We start from the raw sequence: 19,814 nt of genomic DNA on the forward strand, positions 1-19,814 counted from the left end.
TTCCCCCTTAGGGCCCGCCTGTACCGGAACGGGCAGGGGTTAGGGGGCTTTTTAGGGGGCTTCTATTCCGTTTTCAAACTCTTTGTTGGGTTTGCCATCGCTGATTTTACTGCTTGAATTCCGACTGTAAAGGATGTTATGAGCAACGCGATTAATCCGCTAAGTGCAAACATCCACCATTGAAGGCTAATGCTATATGCAAAATCCATCAACCAGGCATTCATAACATACCAGGCTATCGGGAAGGCTATTATAGCGGCTATACCTACGAGTAGGATATAATCTTTAGATAACAACACGATTATTTTTAGTACACCCGCACCCAAAACTTTTCTTATGCCTATTTCTTTAACCCGTCTTTTGGCCATAAAAGAGATAAGGCCGAACATACCTAAACATGAAATGAAGATAGTCAACAGAGCTACCACATTTACTGTTTTCAACATCCCTTCGATCAACCGGTATTGGGCACTAACTTTCTCGGTCAAATATTTTTGTCCATAGTCCCTTCGGGAAGCTATAGTGCCGAACCTACTAGCAATAAGCTCCTGTACGCTCTTTTCATGATCCTCTGCGACCCTGACCGAAAGAAAGCGACTGTTTGCCAGGGCATTCCTTTCACGATAAAAATGGACTAAGGGTTCTACTGCGTTTTGCATATCCTGATAATGGAAATCTTCCATTACCCCAACAACAGAATATCCTGAAGTAGTACTTCCTTTTCCCTTCAATCGTTTACCTTCAATGGAATTCCATCCAAAAGCCTTCATTGCCGTTCTATTGATTATTACGACATTATCGTCTGCCTGATCCAGATTTTTGTCAAAATCCCTTCCGGACACTAGAGGAATTTCAAGAGTTTTCAAATATCCATCGTCCGTATGCGCATAACGGGTGCGGACTTCCCTTTCGGTTTCAGGGTCATAATATGTGGAATAATTTAAATTATAATCGGAAGGAACCCCATCGCTCACCGTAACATCCTTTACATAAGGATTTGTACTAAGTTTGTCCAATAAGGTATTAAATTTTGATGAAGCAGTTTCTTCATTTTTATACTCCAAATTTATGTTCCCGACGATGACATTATCTTTGTTGAAACCCAGGGGAGCATTTTTCATAAAGCCGATTTGGCTATTCAGGATAATTGCCACACAAATAAATAGAATTGCTATGGTAAACTGTAGCGCGATAAATGAATTACGAACGAAGAAATTCCTTTTGATAGCATCTATCTTTCCCTTGATTCCTATTGAAATTGGCACCGAGATAAACCTCAGTGTAGGAATTATGCCCACCACCAAAGTGACCAATAGTCCCAATGCAATGGCGTATAGAATTACCGGATAATCATTTGCTACAGTAAAGGAGATCTCACCAAAATCGGCTCCGTATATGTTGTTCAATGTTGGCAACAAAAAACCGAGAAACAGAAGTGCTGAAATTGAAATCGACGCAAATACCAAGATGCCATTTTCGATACAAAATTGTATGATGATGTTTTTCTTATTGCCCCCTAATATTTTACGTACCGCTATATCCTTGGTGCGGCGATACATCGTAGAAGAATTTAGATTGAGCAGATTGATAAGTACAATAAGCAATACAAATACCGATGCTGCTATAGAGCCATTGATAATAGTATCCACCACTGGAATACTATCCGATCTAATACCTGCAAAGGGCATTAGCTTTATTGCCGCAACCAGGCTAGGATCGGCATAGTTTTTTTTGACCAATTCTTCAACACGGCTTTCAAACTGTGCAATATCCGTATTTGGTCTTAGCCTTAAATAATTAAAGGTAAAACTATCGCTCCAATTGTTACGGGCTATAAAACCAGGAGTGTCCTCCAATAGCCTGGTAGACATTAAAACACCCACGCGAAATGCCGAATACGGACTTATAGGTTCCAGAACTCCCGTTACTGTAAGGTTTAAGGTATCATTTGCCTTTAGGGTTTCACCCATGGGATTCTTCTCCCCAAATATTTTTTGGCTAACCTTATGGGTAAGTACAATGGAATTCTTTTTTTTCAGAGCAGTTTCGGGATCACCATATTTTAATGGTAAGGTAAAAACCTTAAAAAATTCAGGTTCTACATAATTGGTAGGTTCTTGAAACTCCAATTCGCCATATTCCAACCACGGTTGGCTCCAGCCCTGCATGTGCGTCGCGGCAATAACTTCTGGTGATGATTTAACGATTTCTTGTAGCAGCGGGTATGGGGTTTCAAAATAAGTATCACCACCGGTGTTTGTTGTTTTTAGATAATAGATGTTTTCCTGATCCTCAACATTAGAATCTGCATTATAATAGGCATAGACTGAAAAAATCAGGGTCAATACGCTACCAATCCCTATACTCAATCCCAAAAGATTAAGCGTGGTGAGTAATTTGTTTTTCCACAAATTACGAAGGGATATTTTAAAATGGTTCCTTATCATGATACTTTCCGTTTTTTAATTCGCTGCTTATTTTTTTTTTCTCCCCTTCGGGGGCGAGGGGGCCTATTCCCCCTTCGGGGGCGATGGGGCTTTCACTCCGTCCTTAAACTTTTTACCGGGTTGGCAACAGCTGCTTTGATAGCCTGGAAACTTACTGAAATGATTGCCACCGCAAAAGCAGCCGTTCCAGCAAGCACAAAGGTCCACCAACCCAATGTGGTTTGATATGCAAATTCCCGCAACCATCTATCCATAACGTACCAAGCAAGCGGCACCGCTAAAAGAAAAGAGATTCCCACCAACTTGAGAAAATCCTTGTTGAGCAACGTGAGAATCTGCAGTACCGACGCTCCACTAACCTTCCTGATACCAATTTCCTTTTTACGTTGTAAAATGGTATATGATGTAAGTCCGAAAAGTCCCAGCCCGGCAATAAATATGGCCAAACCTGTAAAAAGTTGAAATGCCGCACCAAACTTAGTGTCTTCCAGATATTGCGCTTCAAACTTTGTATCGAGAAATGTATAATTCAAGGTGCTCTGAGGAAAGATATCCTCCCATTTTTGCTGAATTTGCTCTATATTTTTTCCCATCGAAGCCAAAGAGAGCCCTTTAGCGTCCATTTTTACCAGGATATTGTCCAGGTCGCCGCCAAAGGCCCAACTAATATCCCCGATAAACATTGGTTCGATTTTATTTTTTAGGCCAAAATGATGGTAGTCTTCAAAAATTCCGGTGATCGTCCAGGTCTCATCCCAAAATTTTACGTTTTGACCGATGATCTTAGACATATCGGTAAACCCTATTTCTCGTGCGAATGTTTCGTTGATAACTATATCGAAATTTTGAACGCCGGGATTTTTCCGCAAATAGGTTTTTCCAGCCAAAAATTTTATGTCTAAGACCTCAAAATAATTGGGCTGTGCACCATATAAATAAAACAGCTGGCGTTCGTTGTTTGTGCCATCAGGATAGGTAATACCAACAGAAGAGGAAAGATTGTCGTACCCATCACCAGGATACGTTTTTGCCTGTGTAACGCCTTTAACAAAGGGCAATTGGGATAACTCAGATTGCAAAACCATTGATTTTCTGCGCATAATGGAATCGCTTTCATTTGCCAAAAGTTCGCCCTTAAGTGCTACTATTTGGCCAAGATCAACACCAAGCGGTTGTTCACGTAAAAACTGGATCTGTTGCGATACAACCAGGGTGCCAATAATCAAGACTACGGTAGCGAAAAACTGGACGCCAATCAATGCTTTTCGGATATTGACTCCCCCACGAGATGCGATTACTTTTCCCTTTAAAGCGCGAATGGGTGAAAAACCGCTGATGACCATTGCGGGATAAAGACCCGAAAGCAAGGTTCCCAGGAGAATAAACCCAAGATAAGGCAATATGATGCCTAAATTTGATAGACCCAAAACGAGTTCTTTACCCACAAAGCGATTAAATAACGGAAGCAATAAATAAACGAGTCCAATTGCCAACAACATGGCGAATAGATTGAGCAACAGGGATTCTCCCAAAGACTGGAATATCAATTGCAATCGCTGCGCACCAGCAACTTTGCGTATGCCAACTTCTTTAGACCGTTCCATCGATTTTGCCGTAGCAAGATTTACGTAATTTAACCACGAAAGAACAAGTATGATAAAGGCAATTGCCGAAAGAAACCGAACCCGGCTTATGCTTCCGTTCGCTTCGGCTTCATAGGGCTTGTCCGAATGTAAATGGATATCTGAAATCGCCTCGATGTTATGCCTTTCATCTGGATCTTTTTCAAAATCGCTGGCCATGACCTTTTTACGAAGATCTTTTATATTGGTGTTCGGACTCACTTTTACATAAGTGAAAAAGTTATTCTGGCTCCAATTGGGTTTGCCATTGTTTCCCATCCGTTCCCATGTATTTATGGTTGGATAGGATATTAAAAAATTCGTTTTATAATGTGTGTTCTCCGGAATGTCATTAATAACACCTACGACTTCCATGGTTGTTCCACTTTCATCAAAAACCGACAAACTTTTGCCAACTGCCTGCTTATTTCCGAAGATCTTTTTGGCCAGGGTTTGTGTAAGAATAAGCGTATTGGGCTTTTCAAAATCGCTTAGATTACCCGCTACAAGCGGATTGTCGAAAATCCTGAAGTAGCTCACATCTGCCAGGGAGCCATTAGGCTGTTGGATTACCTTGTCGCCTTTGACGAACGTAACTTTTTCCAATCGATAAAGGCGTACTTGCTCGGTAATTTCGGGAAATTCCTTTTTAAACGTGGGGCCGGTGAGGTTGTAGGTCTGTGCGTCACCGGGAACAAAATTTCCACCTTCGTCATAGTCCATATAAATCCTGTAAACCTGATTTGAACCGTCAAACTTATCGTAACTGCGCTCGTAACCCACATAAAGCGTAATTATTATGAATGCCGCAATCCCCGAAGCCAACCCAAGGATATTGAGAATAGAGTACAATTTGTTTTTGAACAAATAACGGATGGCAATCTTAAAGTGGTTACGAATCATTTTTAAAAAGGTTATTTGTTAGCTGTTATCATTTTTATTCGCTGCTTATTTTTTTATCTCCCCTTCGGGGGCGAGGGGGTTTATTCAGTTCTTAAACTTTTTACAGGGTTTGCAATTGCGGCTTTGATTGCCTGAAAGCTAACTGTAACTACAGTTAGCAGCAATACGCCCAACCCCGCAATCAAGAAAACTTCTGCTGAAATATCTGTTCTATACGGGAATTTCTCAATCCAGCCGCTCATAAAATAATAAGCGAGAGGCGTTGCAATAAGAAGAGCAATCATTACCAAGACAATGAAATCTTTTGAAAGCAACATCCACAAATTTGTTACGGTTGCGCCAAGCACTTTACGTACACCAATTTCTTTGGTGCGTTGCTCTGCCACGAAAGAGGCCAAGCCAAATAAACCAAGACAGCTTATGACGATGGCCAAGATCGTAAATATGTTCGCAAGACTTGCAACACGTTCTTCGGCGGCAAAGGTCTTCGCATACACTTCATCTACAAAATCATATCTAAAAGGTAGGTTGGGAAAATTAATCTTAAATACTTTTTCAATGGACGCAAGACTTTCACTTGTGCTTTGTTCAGGATTTAGTCTCAAATAATAGAAACCACCAGTACCTTGGCCAAATTGATACATCTGTGGCGAAACAGGTTCATAGGCCGATTCATTTATCACATCTGCTACCACGCCCACAATCTGCATCGGGACATCGTCAGGACCTGCCGCAGTTCCGCGAATGTATTTTCCTATAGGATCCTGAATACCCATATATTCAACAGCAGTCTTATTTAACACAACAGCATTTGAATCTGTGGCAAACTCACGAGAAAAGGATCGGCCTTCCACTATTTTCATTCCTACAGCATCAATATAATCGTAAGAAACAGCCATTAGCGCAAAACTCTCATCAAAATTAGTAGGCTTACCATCCCACTCAAATCCAGACGAATAATTCCAAATACTCGTTGCCGGACTGGTGCCCCAACCCATTTTAGTTACGGCGCCAGAACTTAAAAATTCGTTACGCATTACTTCATATTTACCTGAAAAATCCTGACTAGAGGTAGGTAGTTGAATCAATTGAGAACTGTTAATACCCACAGGTCTATTTTTACCATAATCAATTTGATCCTTTACGATCAGGGTTCCAATAATAAGCGCGATGGAAACCGTAAACTGAGCTACCACAAGTACTTTTCTAGGAACTGCAGCAAACTTGCCCATCTTAAAAGTACCTTTCAACACTTTAATAGGTTTGAAAGACGATAAGTATAAAGCGGGATAACTACCTGAAACCAATGCTGTGAAACCGATAAAGACTAATGATACCATCCAAAACATAGCATTTGACCAAGGAAAGATAACTTCCTTGCCGGCTATTATATTGAATGAAGGAAGTGATAATACCACAAGCCCAATGCCGATGATAAATGCGAATAATACAACCAAAAATGATTCGCTCAAAAATTGATATATTAGTTGCCTTCGTGTTGAGCCGATAGATTTCCTAATACCCACTTCAAGCGCACGTTTTTCTGATCTTGCCGTACTGAGATTCATAAAATTAATACTGGCAAGAATTAATACAAACAATCCGATTATGCCGAACAACCATACATTTTCAATACGCCCGCCAACCTGTTCGCCATTTTCAAAATTTGAATGTAAATACCACTCTGTCATTGGGAAGACAAACAATCGAGAATTAAATGTATCCCCTCCCGGACGGTTATCTTTCTTTACGTTCTCAATTCGAGCATTTACAGCGACCAAATCTGCGTTTTTTGATAACTTTAGATAAAGGAAAAACGGATTATAACTCCAATTAGAATCTTGATTTTCAAGCCAACCCCATCGCGTAGACATCCAATGTTTAAAAGGCATTATAAAATGCATATCACTAAAGCTATTATTGGTGGAGATATCCTTGTAGATACCGGTTACAACCATAGTGTGTTCATTGTTTGAAACGACAGATTTTCCCATCGGACTCTCACTCCCAAAAAGTGTTTGCGCCATAGTTTCAGATAGAAGTATAGAATTAGTTTCCTTTAGCCCTTTTCTTGTTCCTTCAACCATATCAAGCTCTAATAAGTCTGGGGCATCAATTTGCATAAAACGCCCACTGCTGGAAATTACTTTATCTTTTAAGCTGAGGTAACGTTCATCAATTCTTGATGACATTACGATATAATCAAATGCATCGCCAAAATTCTCGCGAAGTTGAAATTCCAATGCTAGAGGAATACCTTCATTAGCTTCTACAGTACCATTAATTGTCTGGTTTTGCATTACCTGTGCAATCTGATCTTTATTTTCAAAATGGTTATTATAGCTGAATTCATCTACAATCCATAATCCAATAATGATAGTTACCGCAAGACCAAGTGCAAGACCAAAAATATTGATTGCCGAATAGCCTTTATGTTTTAAAAGGTTCCGCCAGGCGATTTTGAAATAATTCCTAAACATACTATTCGCTTTTAAATTTATTTGCTTTTTATACTTTGTTCCCCCTTTGGGGGTTAGGGGGCTTTTTAAGCACTTTTATTCTGTTCTTAAACTTTTTACAGGGTTTGCAATTGCGGCTTTGATAGCCTGAAAGCTTACCGTTATTATAGCGATGGCAATGACTAAGAATGCTGAAAAGCTCATTATTTCCCACCCTATTTGTATGCGATATGAAAAATCTTCCAACCAGATATTCATAAAATACCAGCCAAATGGCAACGCAATTAGAGTAGCGATAATTACAAGTTTTAGAAAGTCTGTTGTCAACCCAATGGTGATCTGGCTCACACTGGCACCCAATACTTTGCGCACACCTATTTCCTTGGTTCTATTCTGAGCATTGAATGCTGCCAGACCAAAAAGACCTAGGCAAGCGATAAAAATGGATAAGCTTGTAAATACAATAAAGATGCTGCCTAAACGACGCTCCTCTTTGTAGGAGGTATCAAATGCGTCATCCATAAAGCGATAATTGAAAGGCTGGCCAGGAGCTCTTTTTATCCAAACACTTTCAATGCTAGCAATGGCGCTTGCTAAATCATGTGTTTTCAACTTGATAGCCATAGATCCTGTAGATCTGTTCAAGAATAGTCCCAGCGCACCAATATTCTCTCGCAAGGATTCATAATTAAAATCTTTGATAACACCTATCACATGATAATATTCAGGATTTTCACGTTCAACTTCTTCGGTAATTCTTATTCCAAGAGCATCCTCTGCACTTAGACCTAGCGTTGCTAATGTCGATTCATTGATAATAACGGCAGTAGAATCTGCTACAGATTGACTGTTGAAATCGCGGCCGGCAATTAACTCTAGGCCTAGCGTATTTATATAATCATCATCGACATCCCATGTTTGCATTTGGATGGCATATTGCTGATCCGTGGCACCTTCCTTAAAATAAGAGCTATTGGAGCGTGAGGATGGAGTAGGCATGAAGCTGCTCACTGTAGCGCTCTTGACGGCGCTCAAATTGAGAATATCCTGTTTAAAAGCATTAAGTTGTTGTCCGGCGGCATACGTGTCATTAATCACTAGAACCTGTTCCTTATCAAAACCAAGATCCTTACTTTGTATAAATTCCAATTGTTGAAAAACCACAAGTGTTCCAACAATCAAAAACACAGCAACCCCAAATTGAAATACGACAAGCATGCTTCTAATATTCCACTTGCTACTGTTCTTCATTCCGATTCCCTTGAGTGTATCCACTGGAATAAATCGAGATATGATAAAGGCTGGATAACTGCCAGAAAAAAGTCCTAGAAGTAAAGTGATTAGTAAAATAGCAACATAGAACGAAGGCTCTGTAAAAGGTATGCTAATATTCCTTCCAGCTAGATCATTGAAAAAAGGTAATGCTATAAAAGCTATTATAATTGCTAGAATCATTGAGGCAAAAGCAACAAGTCCAGATTCGGTAAGAAATTGCACTATTAATTGAAGCCTATTTGATCCCAATGTCTTGCGTATTCCTACTTCCTTGCTTCTTTTTAGGGAATGAGCAGTGGATAGATTCATAAAATTCACGCATGCCAGAAAAATAAGGAAGAAACCAATGAATGATAAAATGTATACGTTTTGGATCGTTCCTTTCTCGCCCATTTCATTTTGATTTTCAGAATACAGATGAATATCAGTCAACGGTATGGTGTGATATCTTATATAATTACCAGATGCTGCAAAAGATTCCTTTGTCATACCAGGAAATGTCTTTTGAGCCCAAGGAAGTACATACTTTTGAACCATATCTTCCAGTTGTAGCTGAAAATTATCGAGGCGGGTTTCTGGCGATAGTTTGACAAATGTATAGTAGTTGTTGTTGCCCCAAATATTTTCCCGAGACGCGACATTTCCGGCCATTGCCATAAATATGCTATAATCCTTTAAAAAGGAGTTTTCCGGAAGATCCTCCATCACTCCAGTTACTATATAGATCTCTTCATTATTTAATAAAAGACTCTTGCCAACTACATCCACACTGCCGAAATGATTTTCTGCAGCCGTTCTGGTCATAACCAGCGTATTGGTTTCTTTCAATGCCGATTCTTTGTTACCTTGAATGAGTTCAAGACCGAACATATTGAAAAAGGTAGAATCTACATAAGTAGTAGAAAGCTCTTTGATATTTTCCGTTTTATCAGGGCTCCTAAATAGATTACTACCTAGACTTCTAAAGCGAACGGTATTTTCCACCTCCGCAAAATCTTTTTCTAAGGTTGCAGCCATTGGTGGAGCTGTTTCGCCGCTTTTAATCTCTGCGCCACCAAATTTGATATTCATATCGACTCTATAGATACGGTCTGCATCTGCGAACATATTGTCGTAATTCAGCTCCTCATAAATGTAGAGTGCGATTAATAAACCGCCAGCCATTCCTATGGCAAGCCCTAATGTATTGATCAAGGTGAAAAAGGGTTGCTTTTTTAGACTTCTAAATGCTATTTTTATATCATTTCTTATCATGATTATTCCGTCCTTAAACTTTTTACCGGATTTGTAATGGCTGCTTTGATAGCCTGGAAACTTACCGTTAAAAGCGTTATGATTAATGCTACAACTCCGGCAATCAGAAAAACCCACCATTCTATTGAAATTCTATAAGGAAAATCCTGTAGCCATTTATTCATCCCATACCAGGCTATGGGCGAAGCAATCAAAAAGGCGATTCCCACCAGCTTTAAAAAGTCCTTGGTTAAAAGACGGACTACATTTTGTACACTTGCGCCAAGCACTTTCCGGATACCAATTTCTTTTTTCTTCTGTTCTGCAACAAATGAGATTAGCCCAAATAAACCCAAACAACTTATCAAGATTGCCAATGAAGTAAAGACAACCGAGATTTTACCCAGCCGTTTTTCTTCAGCATATAATTTTTCTACTTCCTTATCCACAAATGTGTACACGAAGGGGGTATTAGGATTAATGGTTTTCCAGGATGTTTCAAGATTATTTAAAAGGGCTTCGTACTGCTGTGTTTCGGCTTTTAAAATGATCCAACCAGGTTGCGTTTCATTAAATAGCAACATGGGAGCTATTTCTTTTTTTAGGGAAGCAAAGTGATAATTGTCTGTAACGCCTACAATTTCAAACTCATCAACTTCACCTTCGTAGGTTTGTATAAGTTTGGACCCAACAGCTCTATCCAGCGGAATGTTGAAGGCATCGATGGTGGCTTTATTTACAAGAACCTGAATGCTATCGTTGGTACGAAGCGTACGTCCTGTTAAAAGAGAGGTGCCGACGGTTTTAAGATAATTGGGGCTAACCCCATCGTAATGCACCAAAGTTTGATCGGCGGGATTCCCCCCAGGAAGTGTCAATCCCAGATCACCCAAAATAAATTCTGAAGGATAGTGGTTACTTCCAGAAACTTCGGTAACACCATTGACTGTTTCAAAATTCGATTTTATGGCATTAAAATTTTCTGAAACTTCCTGTGTTCCCAAACGCACGGCAATTAGATTGTCCTTGTTGAAACCCATATCCATTTTTTGGGAATGTTTTACTTGTTGGGTGATGATTATCACGCTGGAAATCAATCCGATGGAAACTATAAATTGAAAGACCACCAAAACTTTTCGCAGGTTTCCGCTACCTAAATTTAGGCTTATTGATCCTTTTAAAACTTTAACCGGTTTGATTGCCGAAAGGATTATAGCGGGATACAGGCCTGCAATAAAACCTGTAAGGATTCCCAATGTTAAAAGTGCTACTAAAATTTTCCAGTCAAACAAAGCCAAATAACCTATGTTACCTTCCGTTAATTTATTTAGAAATGGCAATGACAGGGCTGTTAAAGGAATACTGATAACCGAGGCAAAAAGGGATAGTAGTATAGATTCCCCTAAAAATTGCCGTACGAGGGTTCCTCTATCGGCACCAATAGCCTTTCGAACTCCAATTTCCTTAGCCCGTTTATTAGCACGCGCCGTACTCAGGTTTATAAAGTTGATACACGCTACCAATTGTATGAACAATGCCAAAATTAGGAGCATATAGAGATAGTTGATATCTGAAACTTTGTCAATCTGGTTTCGGATTCCTTTTGAATACAAATGAATATCTGTAAGCTTTTGTAGAAAGAGCGATTTACTGAAACCTACCGCAGCCAAATCCTTTGCTCCGTGTCTTTGTAGAAATTCGGGAAGTTTTGACTCCAGCGCACCGGCGTCTGCGCCTGGTGCCAGCTTTAAATAGGTAAGCACAAAATTTTGTGTTGCAAAGTTTTGAATTTCCATTACACGTTCTCCGGTCCCGCCGGAATTCATGGTCAAAATATAGTTGGGATTTAGGTGTGTTTTACCAAAATCATCTTTGAATACGCCTTTTATTCTTAAGGTCTGTTCTTCTTCGCCACTTCCAAGAACCAGGGTTTTGTTTAGCGCCTTTTTCGTTCCAAATAGTTTCTTTGCTAATGTTTCTGAAAGTACAATAGAATTGGGTGTGTTTAAAGCTCCCTCAGGTTTTCCTTCGATAAAAGGATAATTGAACAAATTAAAGAAAGTGGAATCTGCTAAATAGCCGCGAGACTCGTAATATGATTCGTCACTATCTGTAACCCTTAAAAGAGATTCATTTCCTTCCCCAAAATAAACTATGCGACACACTTCAGCCACTTCCGGAAAGTCTTCCTTCATTGCAAATGCAATAGGCGGCGAAGTACCTGCAGATGGATTCCCATTATCGTTTTCATTGATAATGGTTTTTAGCCTGTAAAGCGATGAGGAGTCTTCAAACTGTTGATCATAACCAAACTGTGCGACAGCATAGGTAAGGATACTCAAACAACAAACCGTCCCTACTGCTAGCCCCAAGAGGTTAATGCCGGTCTGGAGTTTGTTTTTCCAGAGACTTCGCCATGCTATTTTAAAATAATTTCTGAACATGCTACTATTCGTTTTTTGATTGATTTGATGTTTATTTTTATTCCCCCTTTTGGGGATAGGAGCCTTTTATTCCGTTCTTAAACTTTTTACTGGATCGGCCATTGCTGTTGCTATGGTTCTAATACTCATAATAATTAATGCCAATAAAATCATAGCAATTCCGCTACCAGCAAAAATCCACCAGCTTAGTTCTGTCCTATTGGCAAAATCCTGTAACCAATTGTCAAGTGCCCAATAGGCAATAGGTATTGCGATGACAAATGCGATGAATATTAGTATCACAAAGTCCTTGCATAGCAATGTATTGATCTGGACGATTGATGCACCCAGCACTTTACGTATTCCTATTTCCTTTACACGCCGCTCTGTAGTATAAATAACCAAGCCTAATAACCCGAGGCAGCTGATAAGTACGGATAAGCCCATAGCCCAGTTGAGTAACTTGGACATACTTTGCTCTTTTTTATAAAATGTCAGGATGGTTTCATCCATAAATTTTAGATCAATTGGCTCGTTAGGGTACACCTCTTTGTACATGCTTTCCACGTCAGCGAGTGTAGTGGTTAAGTCCTCGTAATTTTCAGTGGAAATATTGAAGTGAATTACCTGAAAAGCTGACGAAAAAGAACGCCACATGTCACCAACAAATGCCATGGGCTCAATCTCTTTTCTGAGAGAACCCTGATTAAAGTCTGCCATAACTCCAGTAATTAAATATGGAACACCGCCGGAGGTAACGGTTTGGTTCACGGCTTCATTTGGATCATCAAATCCCATTTTTTCAAGTGCTTTTGTATTAATTACCACCTCTTTAATGGTATCATTCAATGGCTTTCTACCTGCTAATAAAGGGATTTCATAGAGATCGAGATATTCCGTATCTCCAAAAAGTAAGCGTACACTCGTTTCTCTTTCTATGCCGTCATAATTGGAGACGAACGCAGTAGCAGATTGATCAAAAGAAGCTGGCGATTGACCGCCCAGACTTACTTTTTTAAGTTGAGAAAGGTTTGCAAGTTTTTGGGAAAGCAACTCCTGATCGGCTAAGCTCGAAACGTAATGAGGTGTTTCAATAAAAGCAACAGATTCCGTTTTGAAACCCATATCCTTGTTGATCAAGAAACCAATCTGTTTACCTACCAAAAATGTAGAGATAATAAAAACAAAGGCGATGGTAAATTGAAATACGGTGAGGAACTTTCGCAGTTGATTTTTCCCGCCAGCTTCTGTATGTTTTCCTTTCAATACACGTACTGGATTGAACTTGGAAAGTACAATTCCAGGATAAAACCCTGCCGCAATGGTTACTATTACGAGTAACGTTCCTATAGACAACAAGATGACCGGATTCATCAACAGAGATATATCAATACCATCTGCAATAAAATCTTCAAAGATTCTAATAAGCCACATGGATAGAATTATAGAGACGGCACCTGCAATAAGTGTAAGTAAAAAAGTCTCTCCCAAAAATTGAAAGATCAATTGACCTTTTGAACTGCCCAGTGTTTTTCTAATACCTATTTCTTTGGCTCTTTTAGAAGCTTGTGCCGTATTTAGATTGATGAAATTAGCACATCCCAATAGCAAGAGAAACATGGCAACCAATCCTAACATGGTTAGCACATCCTTATCTGCCACAGCCTTGTCTGGATCGTAAATACCTAGTTCGCTATTAAAATGCAAATTATTTAAAGGCTGACTGTAAAATTCACGGCTAGATCCAAATTTCAAATCTTCCTCCATTTGATGCTTTCCTGCAATATCATCCAATTGAGCTTGGAAGTTATTCAATAAGGTACCTTTCTCAATTTTGATCCATAACTGTGAAGAATTGTAAACACCATACCAGTTGTTTCCTGATATTTGATGATGAATATTGGTTTGTGATGCGGTATCCAGCGATAGGAACTCTTGAAAAACCAGATCGCTGCGTTCTGCAAAATTTGCCACTACTCCGGTAACCACCGCTGGTATGGAGTCGTTGTAGTTCAAGGTTTTTCCCATCACTTGTGATGGTGATAAATTAGGGAAATAGAGTTTTGCTCTGGCTTCGGTCAGAACAACTTCGTTAGGTTGTGATAATGTCTTTTGGGCTGATCCCGCCAACCAATAGTAATCAAAAAGATCGAAATAACCTTGATCAGTAAATACGACAAAATCCTGTTGTTTGAATAGATCCTTGGTCCCAGTAGGTTTAACGTTTACCGAAGTGAATTGGTGGAAAAAAGCGGCGGTCTCTAATCCGCTTACCTCGTTTTTAACGGCATCAACTAATGGAAACGGAATTCCAGAACTAAAGTAGTCCCCTTCAGGATCATTGAATTGAGTAGTAACTCTGTAAATACGATCTCCATCCGTATGGAATTTATCAAATGTAAAATCGTAGTACACCATCATCCCTATTACAAAGGAGGCGCTCAAACCAATAGCAAGACTTATTACATTGATTAACGAAAAAAGCTTATTATTCCACAAATTCCGCCAGGCGATTTTAAAATAATTCCTAAACATGATGTTCGTTTTTTGATTGATGAATGATCCCCTTACACTAGTACATTTTCGGTTACTTTTTGCCCGTCCAGCATCCTGATGATTCGATGACTGAATTTTGCGTCGTGTTCGCTGTGCGTAACCATGATGATAGTGGTTCCCGCTTCGTTTAGTTCGGTTAAAAGATCCATTACTTCGTTTCCATTGCTGCTGTCCAGGTTTCCTGTTGGCTCATCGGCAAGGATCAGTTTCGGATTGTTCACAACAGCCCTGGCTACCGCTACCCTTTGCTGCTGTCCTCCCGATAATTGCTGCGGAAAGTGTTTCCTACGGTGCATAATTCCCATTTTCTCCAAAACCTGGTGCACTCTTTCTTTTCGCTCGGCAGTTTTTACTCCAGTGTAGATCAGTGGCAGTTCAACATTTTCAAAAACACTGAGTTCATCGATGAGGTTAAAGCTCTGGAAAACAAAGCCAATATTGTGCTTTCTAAGCTGCGCTCGTTTCCGTTCATTGTAACCTGCTACTTCTATCCCGTTAAAGAGATAACTCCCGCCGTCAGGATCATCAAGTAATCCAAGAATATTCAGTAATGTAGATTTTCCACATCCGGAAGGACCCATGATGGCGGCGAATTCGCCTTCTTTTATTTCAAAAGAAAGCTTGTTGAGTGCGATGGTTTGTACCTCTTCGGTTTTGTAATATTTTTCGAGGTTGCTGATTTTTATCATTTTTGACTGATTTATTGATGTTATTTTAAAGGTGTTTTTTAATTCAAATTTGGAAAACTAATCCAGCACTAATTCTTCAATATCCCCAAAATTGGAATAACTTGAAGTAATGACCTTATCGCCAGGTTCAATTCCTTCCAGCACTTCATAATATTCGGTATTCTGGCTTCCCAACCTTATTGGTGTTCTGTAAGCCGTTTCTCCATCGTCACTCAGTTTGAAAATCCAATTCCCGCCGGTTTGCTGAAAAAACCCTCCTTTTGAAACCAATACCGCTTCTTTTTCCTGACTAAGAGCCAGCTTGATCTGGAGGCTTTGTCCGCGTCGTATATTTTCTGGAACTCCGTCCACAAAATGCATATCTACCTGAAATCTTCCGTTAGAAACCTGTGTATAGACTTTTCTGATTTCCAGGTCGTAGTCCTTTCCGTTAAAGGTAAAAGTTCCACGTTGGCCGTTAAAGATTCTCGAAATATAATGTTCGTCAATTTCAGCTCTAACTTTATAACCGCTTATCACGTCTATTTGCCCCAGGCGTTCCCCTTTCTGTTTGGATTGTCCAATTTCTGCATCCAGGGCGGTAAGTTGTCCATCTACCGGCGCTTTAACCACAAGGTCACCTACTTTTCTACGCATTAGCTCCAGTGCTTTTCTTGTACGTTCATAAGATTCCCGAGCTTGTTGAGATTCCTGTTTACTGGAAAGTGAATCCTGCGCCATGACCTCATTTGCCAACTGATATTTTTCCTTCTGATAATTATAATTATTCTCAGATTCCATATAATCCTGTCTTCCAACAGCTCCTTTTTCGTAAAGGTTTTTGTTTAATTCATATTTACGCTTTCCTTCAATAAGATTGTTTTCCACATCGGTAAGATTGTTCCTTTTAATTATGGTATTCTGTCTGGCGGCATTTTGTGAGATCTGCATTTGTGTAAGAAGATTATATACCTGGGTTTCCTGATTTACCAGACTTAATTCAAGGTCTGTATTAGACAATCTAATAATAGGCTCTCCTTTTTTCATCATGGTGCCGTCTTCTACAAACTTTTCTTCCACTCGTCCTCCTTCCATCGCATCCAGGTAAATGGTACTTATGGGTAATACCACTCCGTTTACCGGAATGTTTTCCTGAAAATTGCCTTTTTTTACTTCACTAATTGTGATTCGTTCCTTTTCTACATTTAGTTTGGAATTTCCAGTAGAGGAAAAGGTCACAAATAAAATTAGTGCGAGAATAAGTCCAGATCCCGCGATGATCGCGATTTTCTTAGGAGTAAAACGTTTCTTTTTAAGAGGTATGTCCATAAATAATCTTGTTTCTGCCTATGTTACTATCAAGATAATGCCATAATATTAAAAATCTATAAATCAGTAAGTTATGTATTTCATTCAGTTTAAAAGTGTTCGATTTCGGACACTAGCTGTTCGATTGCAATACACTATTAGCACAAACAAAATTTCTGCTTTTGAAATACAATAGAGGCACGAATAAATTGTAATATTGTGTCTATGCAGCTCAAAGATGCTAAAATACTGGTTATAGATGACGATATCGATGTGCTTACCGCACTCCGGTTATTGCTGAAACCTTTTGTTGCCGAAATTACCGTCGAAAAAAAGCCGGGAAACCTTAGTTCCCTGTTATCCGGAAATAAATATGATGTTATTATTTTGGATATGAACTTCAATGGATTAGTAAACACTGGCAATGAAGGGATATTCTGGCTGAATAAGATCAAGGAAACAGCGCCCGAAACCGATGTTATTTTAATCACGGCCTATGGAGATATAGACCTTGCCATAAGGTCTTTAAAAGAAGGCGCTTCAGATTTTATTGTGAAACCATGGCAGAACCAAAAAGTGATCGAATCTCTTCGGGAAATGCTTCAGAATCGTAAAAAGCAAGGTTCAAAATCGGTAAAACCCAGTGTAGCAGGAACAAAAATAATAGGGGAGAGCGAAGAACTTCAGCAGGTGTTTTCAAAAGTAAAGAAAGTAGCGCCTACAGATGCTAATATCCTTATTCTGGGAGAGAACGGCACCGGAAAAGACCTTATAGCCAAAGCCATTCACGAAAATTCCAATAGGCAAACGATGCCATTTGTTAAAGTAGATGTAGGAGCACTGACATCAAGTTTGTTTGAAAGTGAATTATTCGGGTATAAAAAAGGGGCATTTACCGATGCCCGCGAAGATCGGAAGGGAAGGTTTGAAGCCGCACAGGGCGGGACTTTATTCCTGGATGAAATTGGAAATATCAGCCTGAGACAGCAGGCCCGATTATTAACGGTTCTTCAAAATAGACATATTACGCCTCTTGGTTCTAATGAAGTGATCCCCATAGATATTCGCCTGATTTGTGCGACAAATCTCGATATTTCGGAACTATCAGACGAATCAAAATTTAGAAAAGATCTTATTTACAGGATTAATACCGTAGATCTTATGATGCCTCCGTTGCGGGATAGGGGAACCGATGTTACCCAATTGGCGAAGCATTTTCTAGATGTTTATTCTGAAAAATATTCCAAAGGTCCGTTTAAATTAGATCCTGCTTTTCTCAAAAAACTTAAGAGCCATGCTTTTCCTGGAAATGTGAGGGAATTGCAGTTTGTGATTGAAAGAACAGTAATTATGGCCGATGCTATGTTACTTACGGAGAAAGACCTTTCTTTTTCAGCACTTGAAAACAATCATGGTTCAGCAGAAATTGACGATATGCGCCTGGAAACGGTAGAGAAAAACACCATCTTAAAGGTGATAGATAAGAACAAGGGAAACATATCAAAATCGGCAAAAGAACTGGGAATCACACGTGCAGCCTTGTATCGTAGATTGGAGAAATATGATCTTTAAAAGCTACCATAGCGGTATTTTGATCAGGATTTTAATGCTGGTACTAGTATTAAGCGGACTGGTATTCAGCATTTTTAAAAGCTATTTTATTGCCGTTGTTGCTTCACTGTTTTTCGTTTCAATCCTGATCTATGAATTCTTTCGATTTCTAAGCCGAAGGTTTGAAGTCATAGACGACTTTTTTGAATCGGTTAAATACAAGGATTTTTCCCGACGGTATTTGGCAGAAAATAAATCGAAAGACATCAGGCGGCTTTACACCGGCTTCAATACGGTTAATGAAATGGTACGAGAGATAAACTCTGAAAAGGAAACTCAGTATCTTTACCTTCAGAAGATATTAGAATTAATAGATATTGGGATTTTAGCATACAATATTGAAAGTGGAAAAGTACTCTGGGCAAACGAATCTTTTCAAGATACATTAGATTTTCCATCCTTTAAAAATATTAGGTTTGTGGCTAGCAGAAACCCGGAAGTTTACCAATTACTCTTTGAAACGAATTACTTAAAACCCACGGCTGTAGAGATTAAGGTACATAAGGAAAATAGTTTGGTGTTGCTTTCTAACAGTATCTTTAAGATGGAAAATAAAAGCTTCAAACTTATTGTTCTGCATAACATTGAAGACACCCTAAATAAAACCGAATCTGAGGCCTGGAAAAAATTGTTGAGCGTAATGACTCATGAAATAATGAATTCTATTGCCCCAATTTCTTCCCTTGCAAATACTTTGAAAGTTCAGGTACAAATGCATCAGGAGAACCCTGGAGAAAATCAGCTTGACGTTGAAGATCTTGATGCGGGACTTTCCAGTATCGAAAAGAGGAGCGAAGGTTTATTGAAATTTGCCAAAACCTACCGAAGCCTGAATAAAGTCACTAATTTAAACCTGGAACAGGTATTTGTAAAAGATCTTTTCAGCAATATCAAACATCTCATGCAGCCACTTATTACTGTGAAAAAGGCTGAGTTGAGTTTCCATATACAGAAGGAAGACTTAGAAGTAGAAATTGATTCATACCTAATGGAACAGGTACTTATCAATCTTATATTGAATGCTGTGGAAGCCTGCGAAAAAGTCACCCATGCGAAGGTCCGGATTTCAGCAGAAAAAAAACTGGATGGTAAAATTTTTATACGGGTTTCAGATAATGGGTCGGGTATTCCTGAGGAAATAAGTGGAGATATTTTCGTGCCGTTTTTTACTACAAAGAAAGAGGGGAGTGGGATAGGACTAAGTTTATCAAAACAGATCATGACGCTGCATGGAGGAAAGATTCAGATCTCCGGGAATGAAACCGGGGGAACTACCATCAACTTGATTTTTTAGGTTAGGTTTTGAAAA

Annotated in this window: 10 protein-coding genes; 2 read left to right on the forward strand and 8 right to left on the reverse strand. The window is 39.3% G+C overall.

Annotated elements, in window-relative coordinates; translation table 11 throughout:
* Positions 1 to 62: 62 nt before the first annotated feature.
* From GILLI_RS12490 to GILLI_RS12525, 8 genes are all read right to left on the reverse strand, one after another.
* Entirely contained in the window at positions 63 to 2,447 is a 2,385-nt protein-coding gene (locus GILLI_RS12490; RefSeq protein ID WP_006989476.1) for an ABC transporter permease, read from the reverse strand.
* Between the two features lie 92 nt (positions 2,448 to 2,539).
* Complete coding sequence (locus GILLI_RS12495) at positions 2,540 to 4,972, reverse strand: ABC transporter permease (RefSeq protein ID WP_006989477.1); 2,433 nt, start codon at positions 4,970 to 4,972, stop codon at positions 2,540 to 2,542.
* An 80-nt stretch (positions 4,973 to 5,052) separates the two neighbouring features.
* A complete protein-coding gene (locus GILLI_RS12500; RefSeq protein ID WP_006989478.1) occupies positions 5,053 to 7,452 on the reverse strand; it encodes an ABC transporter permease in 2,400 nt (799 codons plus the stop codon).
* A gap of 75 nt (positions 7,453 to 7,527) precedes the next feature.
* Entirely contained in the window at positions 7,528 to 9,960 is a 2,433-nt protein-coding gene (locus GILLI_RS12505; RefSeq protein WP_006989479.1) for an ABC transporter permease, read from the reverse strand.
* 2 nt (positions 9,961 to 9,962) lie between these two features.
* Positions 9,963 to 12,383, reverse strand: coding sequence for an ABC transporter permease (locus GILLI_RS12510; protein WP_006989480.1), 2,421 nt, complete (start codon positions 12,381 to 12,383; stop codon positions 9,963 to 9,965).
* 66 nt (positions 12,384 to 12,449) lie between these two features.
* Positions 12,450 to 14,897 carry an ABC transporter permease gene (locus GILLI_RS12515; RefSeq protein ID WP_006989481.1) on the reverse strand — a complete coding sequence of 816 codons (2,448 nt, stop codon included), beginning with the start codon at positions 14,895 to 14,897 and terminating at the stop codon, positions 12,450 to 12,452.
* A gap of 32 nt (positions 14,898 to 14,929) precedes the next feature.
* A complete protein-coding gene (locus GILLI_RS12520; protein ID WP_006989482.1) occupies positions 14,930 to 15,607 on the reverse strand; it encodes an ABC transporter ATP-binding protein in 678 nt (225 codons plus the stop codon).
* A 57-nt stretch (positions 15,608 to 15,664) separates the two neighbouring features.
* Entirely contained in the window at positions 15,665 to 16,915 is a 1,251-nt protein-coding gene (locus GILLI_RS12525; protein ID WP_006989483.1) for an efflux RND transporter periplasmic adaptor subunit, read from the reverse strand.
* A gap of 204 nt (positions 16,916 to 17,119) precedes the next feature.
* Here GILLI_RS12525 and GILLI_RS12530 point away from each other — a divergent pair, with 204 nt between their 5' ends.
* Positions 17,120 to 18,466 carry a sigma-54-dependent transcriptional regulator gene (locus GILLI_RS12530; protein WP_006989484.1) on the forward strand — a complete coding sequence of 449 codons (1,347 nt, stop codon included), beginning with the start codon at positions 17,120 to 17,122 and terminating at the stop codon, positions 18,464 to 18,466.
* A complete protein-coding gene (locus GILLI_RS12535) occupies positions 18,456 to 19,799 on the forward strand; it encodes a sensor histidine kinase (RefSeq protein WP_040506629.1) in 1,344 nt (447 codons plus the stop codon). Before GILLI_RS12530 ends, GILLI_RS12535 begins: the two co-directional genes overlap by 11 nt.
* Positions 19,800 to 19,814 lie beyond the last annotated feature (15 nt).

Source organism: Gillisia limnaea DSM 15749 (assembly GCF_000243235.1).
In the GTDB taxonomy this organism is placed as follows: domain Bacteria; phylum Bacteroidota; class Bacteroidia; order Flavobacteriales; family Flavobacteriaceae; genus Gillisia; species Gillisia limnaea.

Bases quoted from the DNA above. Each gene is read 5' to 3' on its own strand.
- GILLI_RS12520 (WP_006989482.1), bottom strand. From the start codon at position 15,607: ATGATAAAAATCAGCAACCTCGAAAAATATTACAAAACCGAAGAGGTA.
- GILLI_RS12525 (WP_006989483.1), bottom strand. From the start codon at position 16,915: ATGGACATACCTCTTAAAAAGAAACGTTTTACTCCTAAGAAAATCGCG.
- GILLI_RS12535 (WP_040506629.1), top strand. From the start codon at position 18,456: ATGATCTTTAAAAGCTACCATAGCGGTATTTTGATCAGGATTTTAATG.
- GILLI_RS12510 (WP_006989480.1), bottom strand. From the start codon at position 12,383: ATGTTCAGAAATTATTTTAAAATAGCATGGCGAAGTCTCTGGAAAAAC.
- GILLI_RS12515 (WP_006989481.1), bottom strand. From the start codon at position 14,897: ATGTTTAGGAATTATTTTAAAATCGCCTGGCGGAATTTGTGGAATAAT.
- GILLI_RS12505 (WP_006989479.1), bottom strand. From the start codon at position 9,960: ATGATAAGAAATGATATAAAAATAGCATTTAGAAGTCTAAAAAAGCAA.
- GILLI_RS12530 (WP_006989484.1), top strand. From the start codon at position 17,120: ATGCAGCTCAAAGATGCTAAAATACTGGTTATAGATGACGATATCGAT.
- GILLI_RS12495 (WP_006989477.1), bottom strand. From the start codon at position 4,972: ATGATTCGTAACCACTTTAAGATTGCCATCCGTTATTTGTTCAAAAAC.
- GILLI_RS12500 (WP_006989478.1), bottom strand. From the start codon at position 7,452: ATGTTTAGGAATTATTTCAAAATCGCCTGGCGGAACCTTTTAAAACAT.
- GILLI_RS12490 (WP_006989476.1), bottom strand. From the start codon at position 2,447: ATGATAAGGAACCATTTTAAAATATCCCTTCGTAATTTGTGGAAAAAC.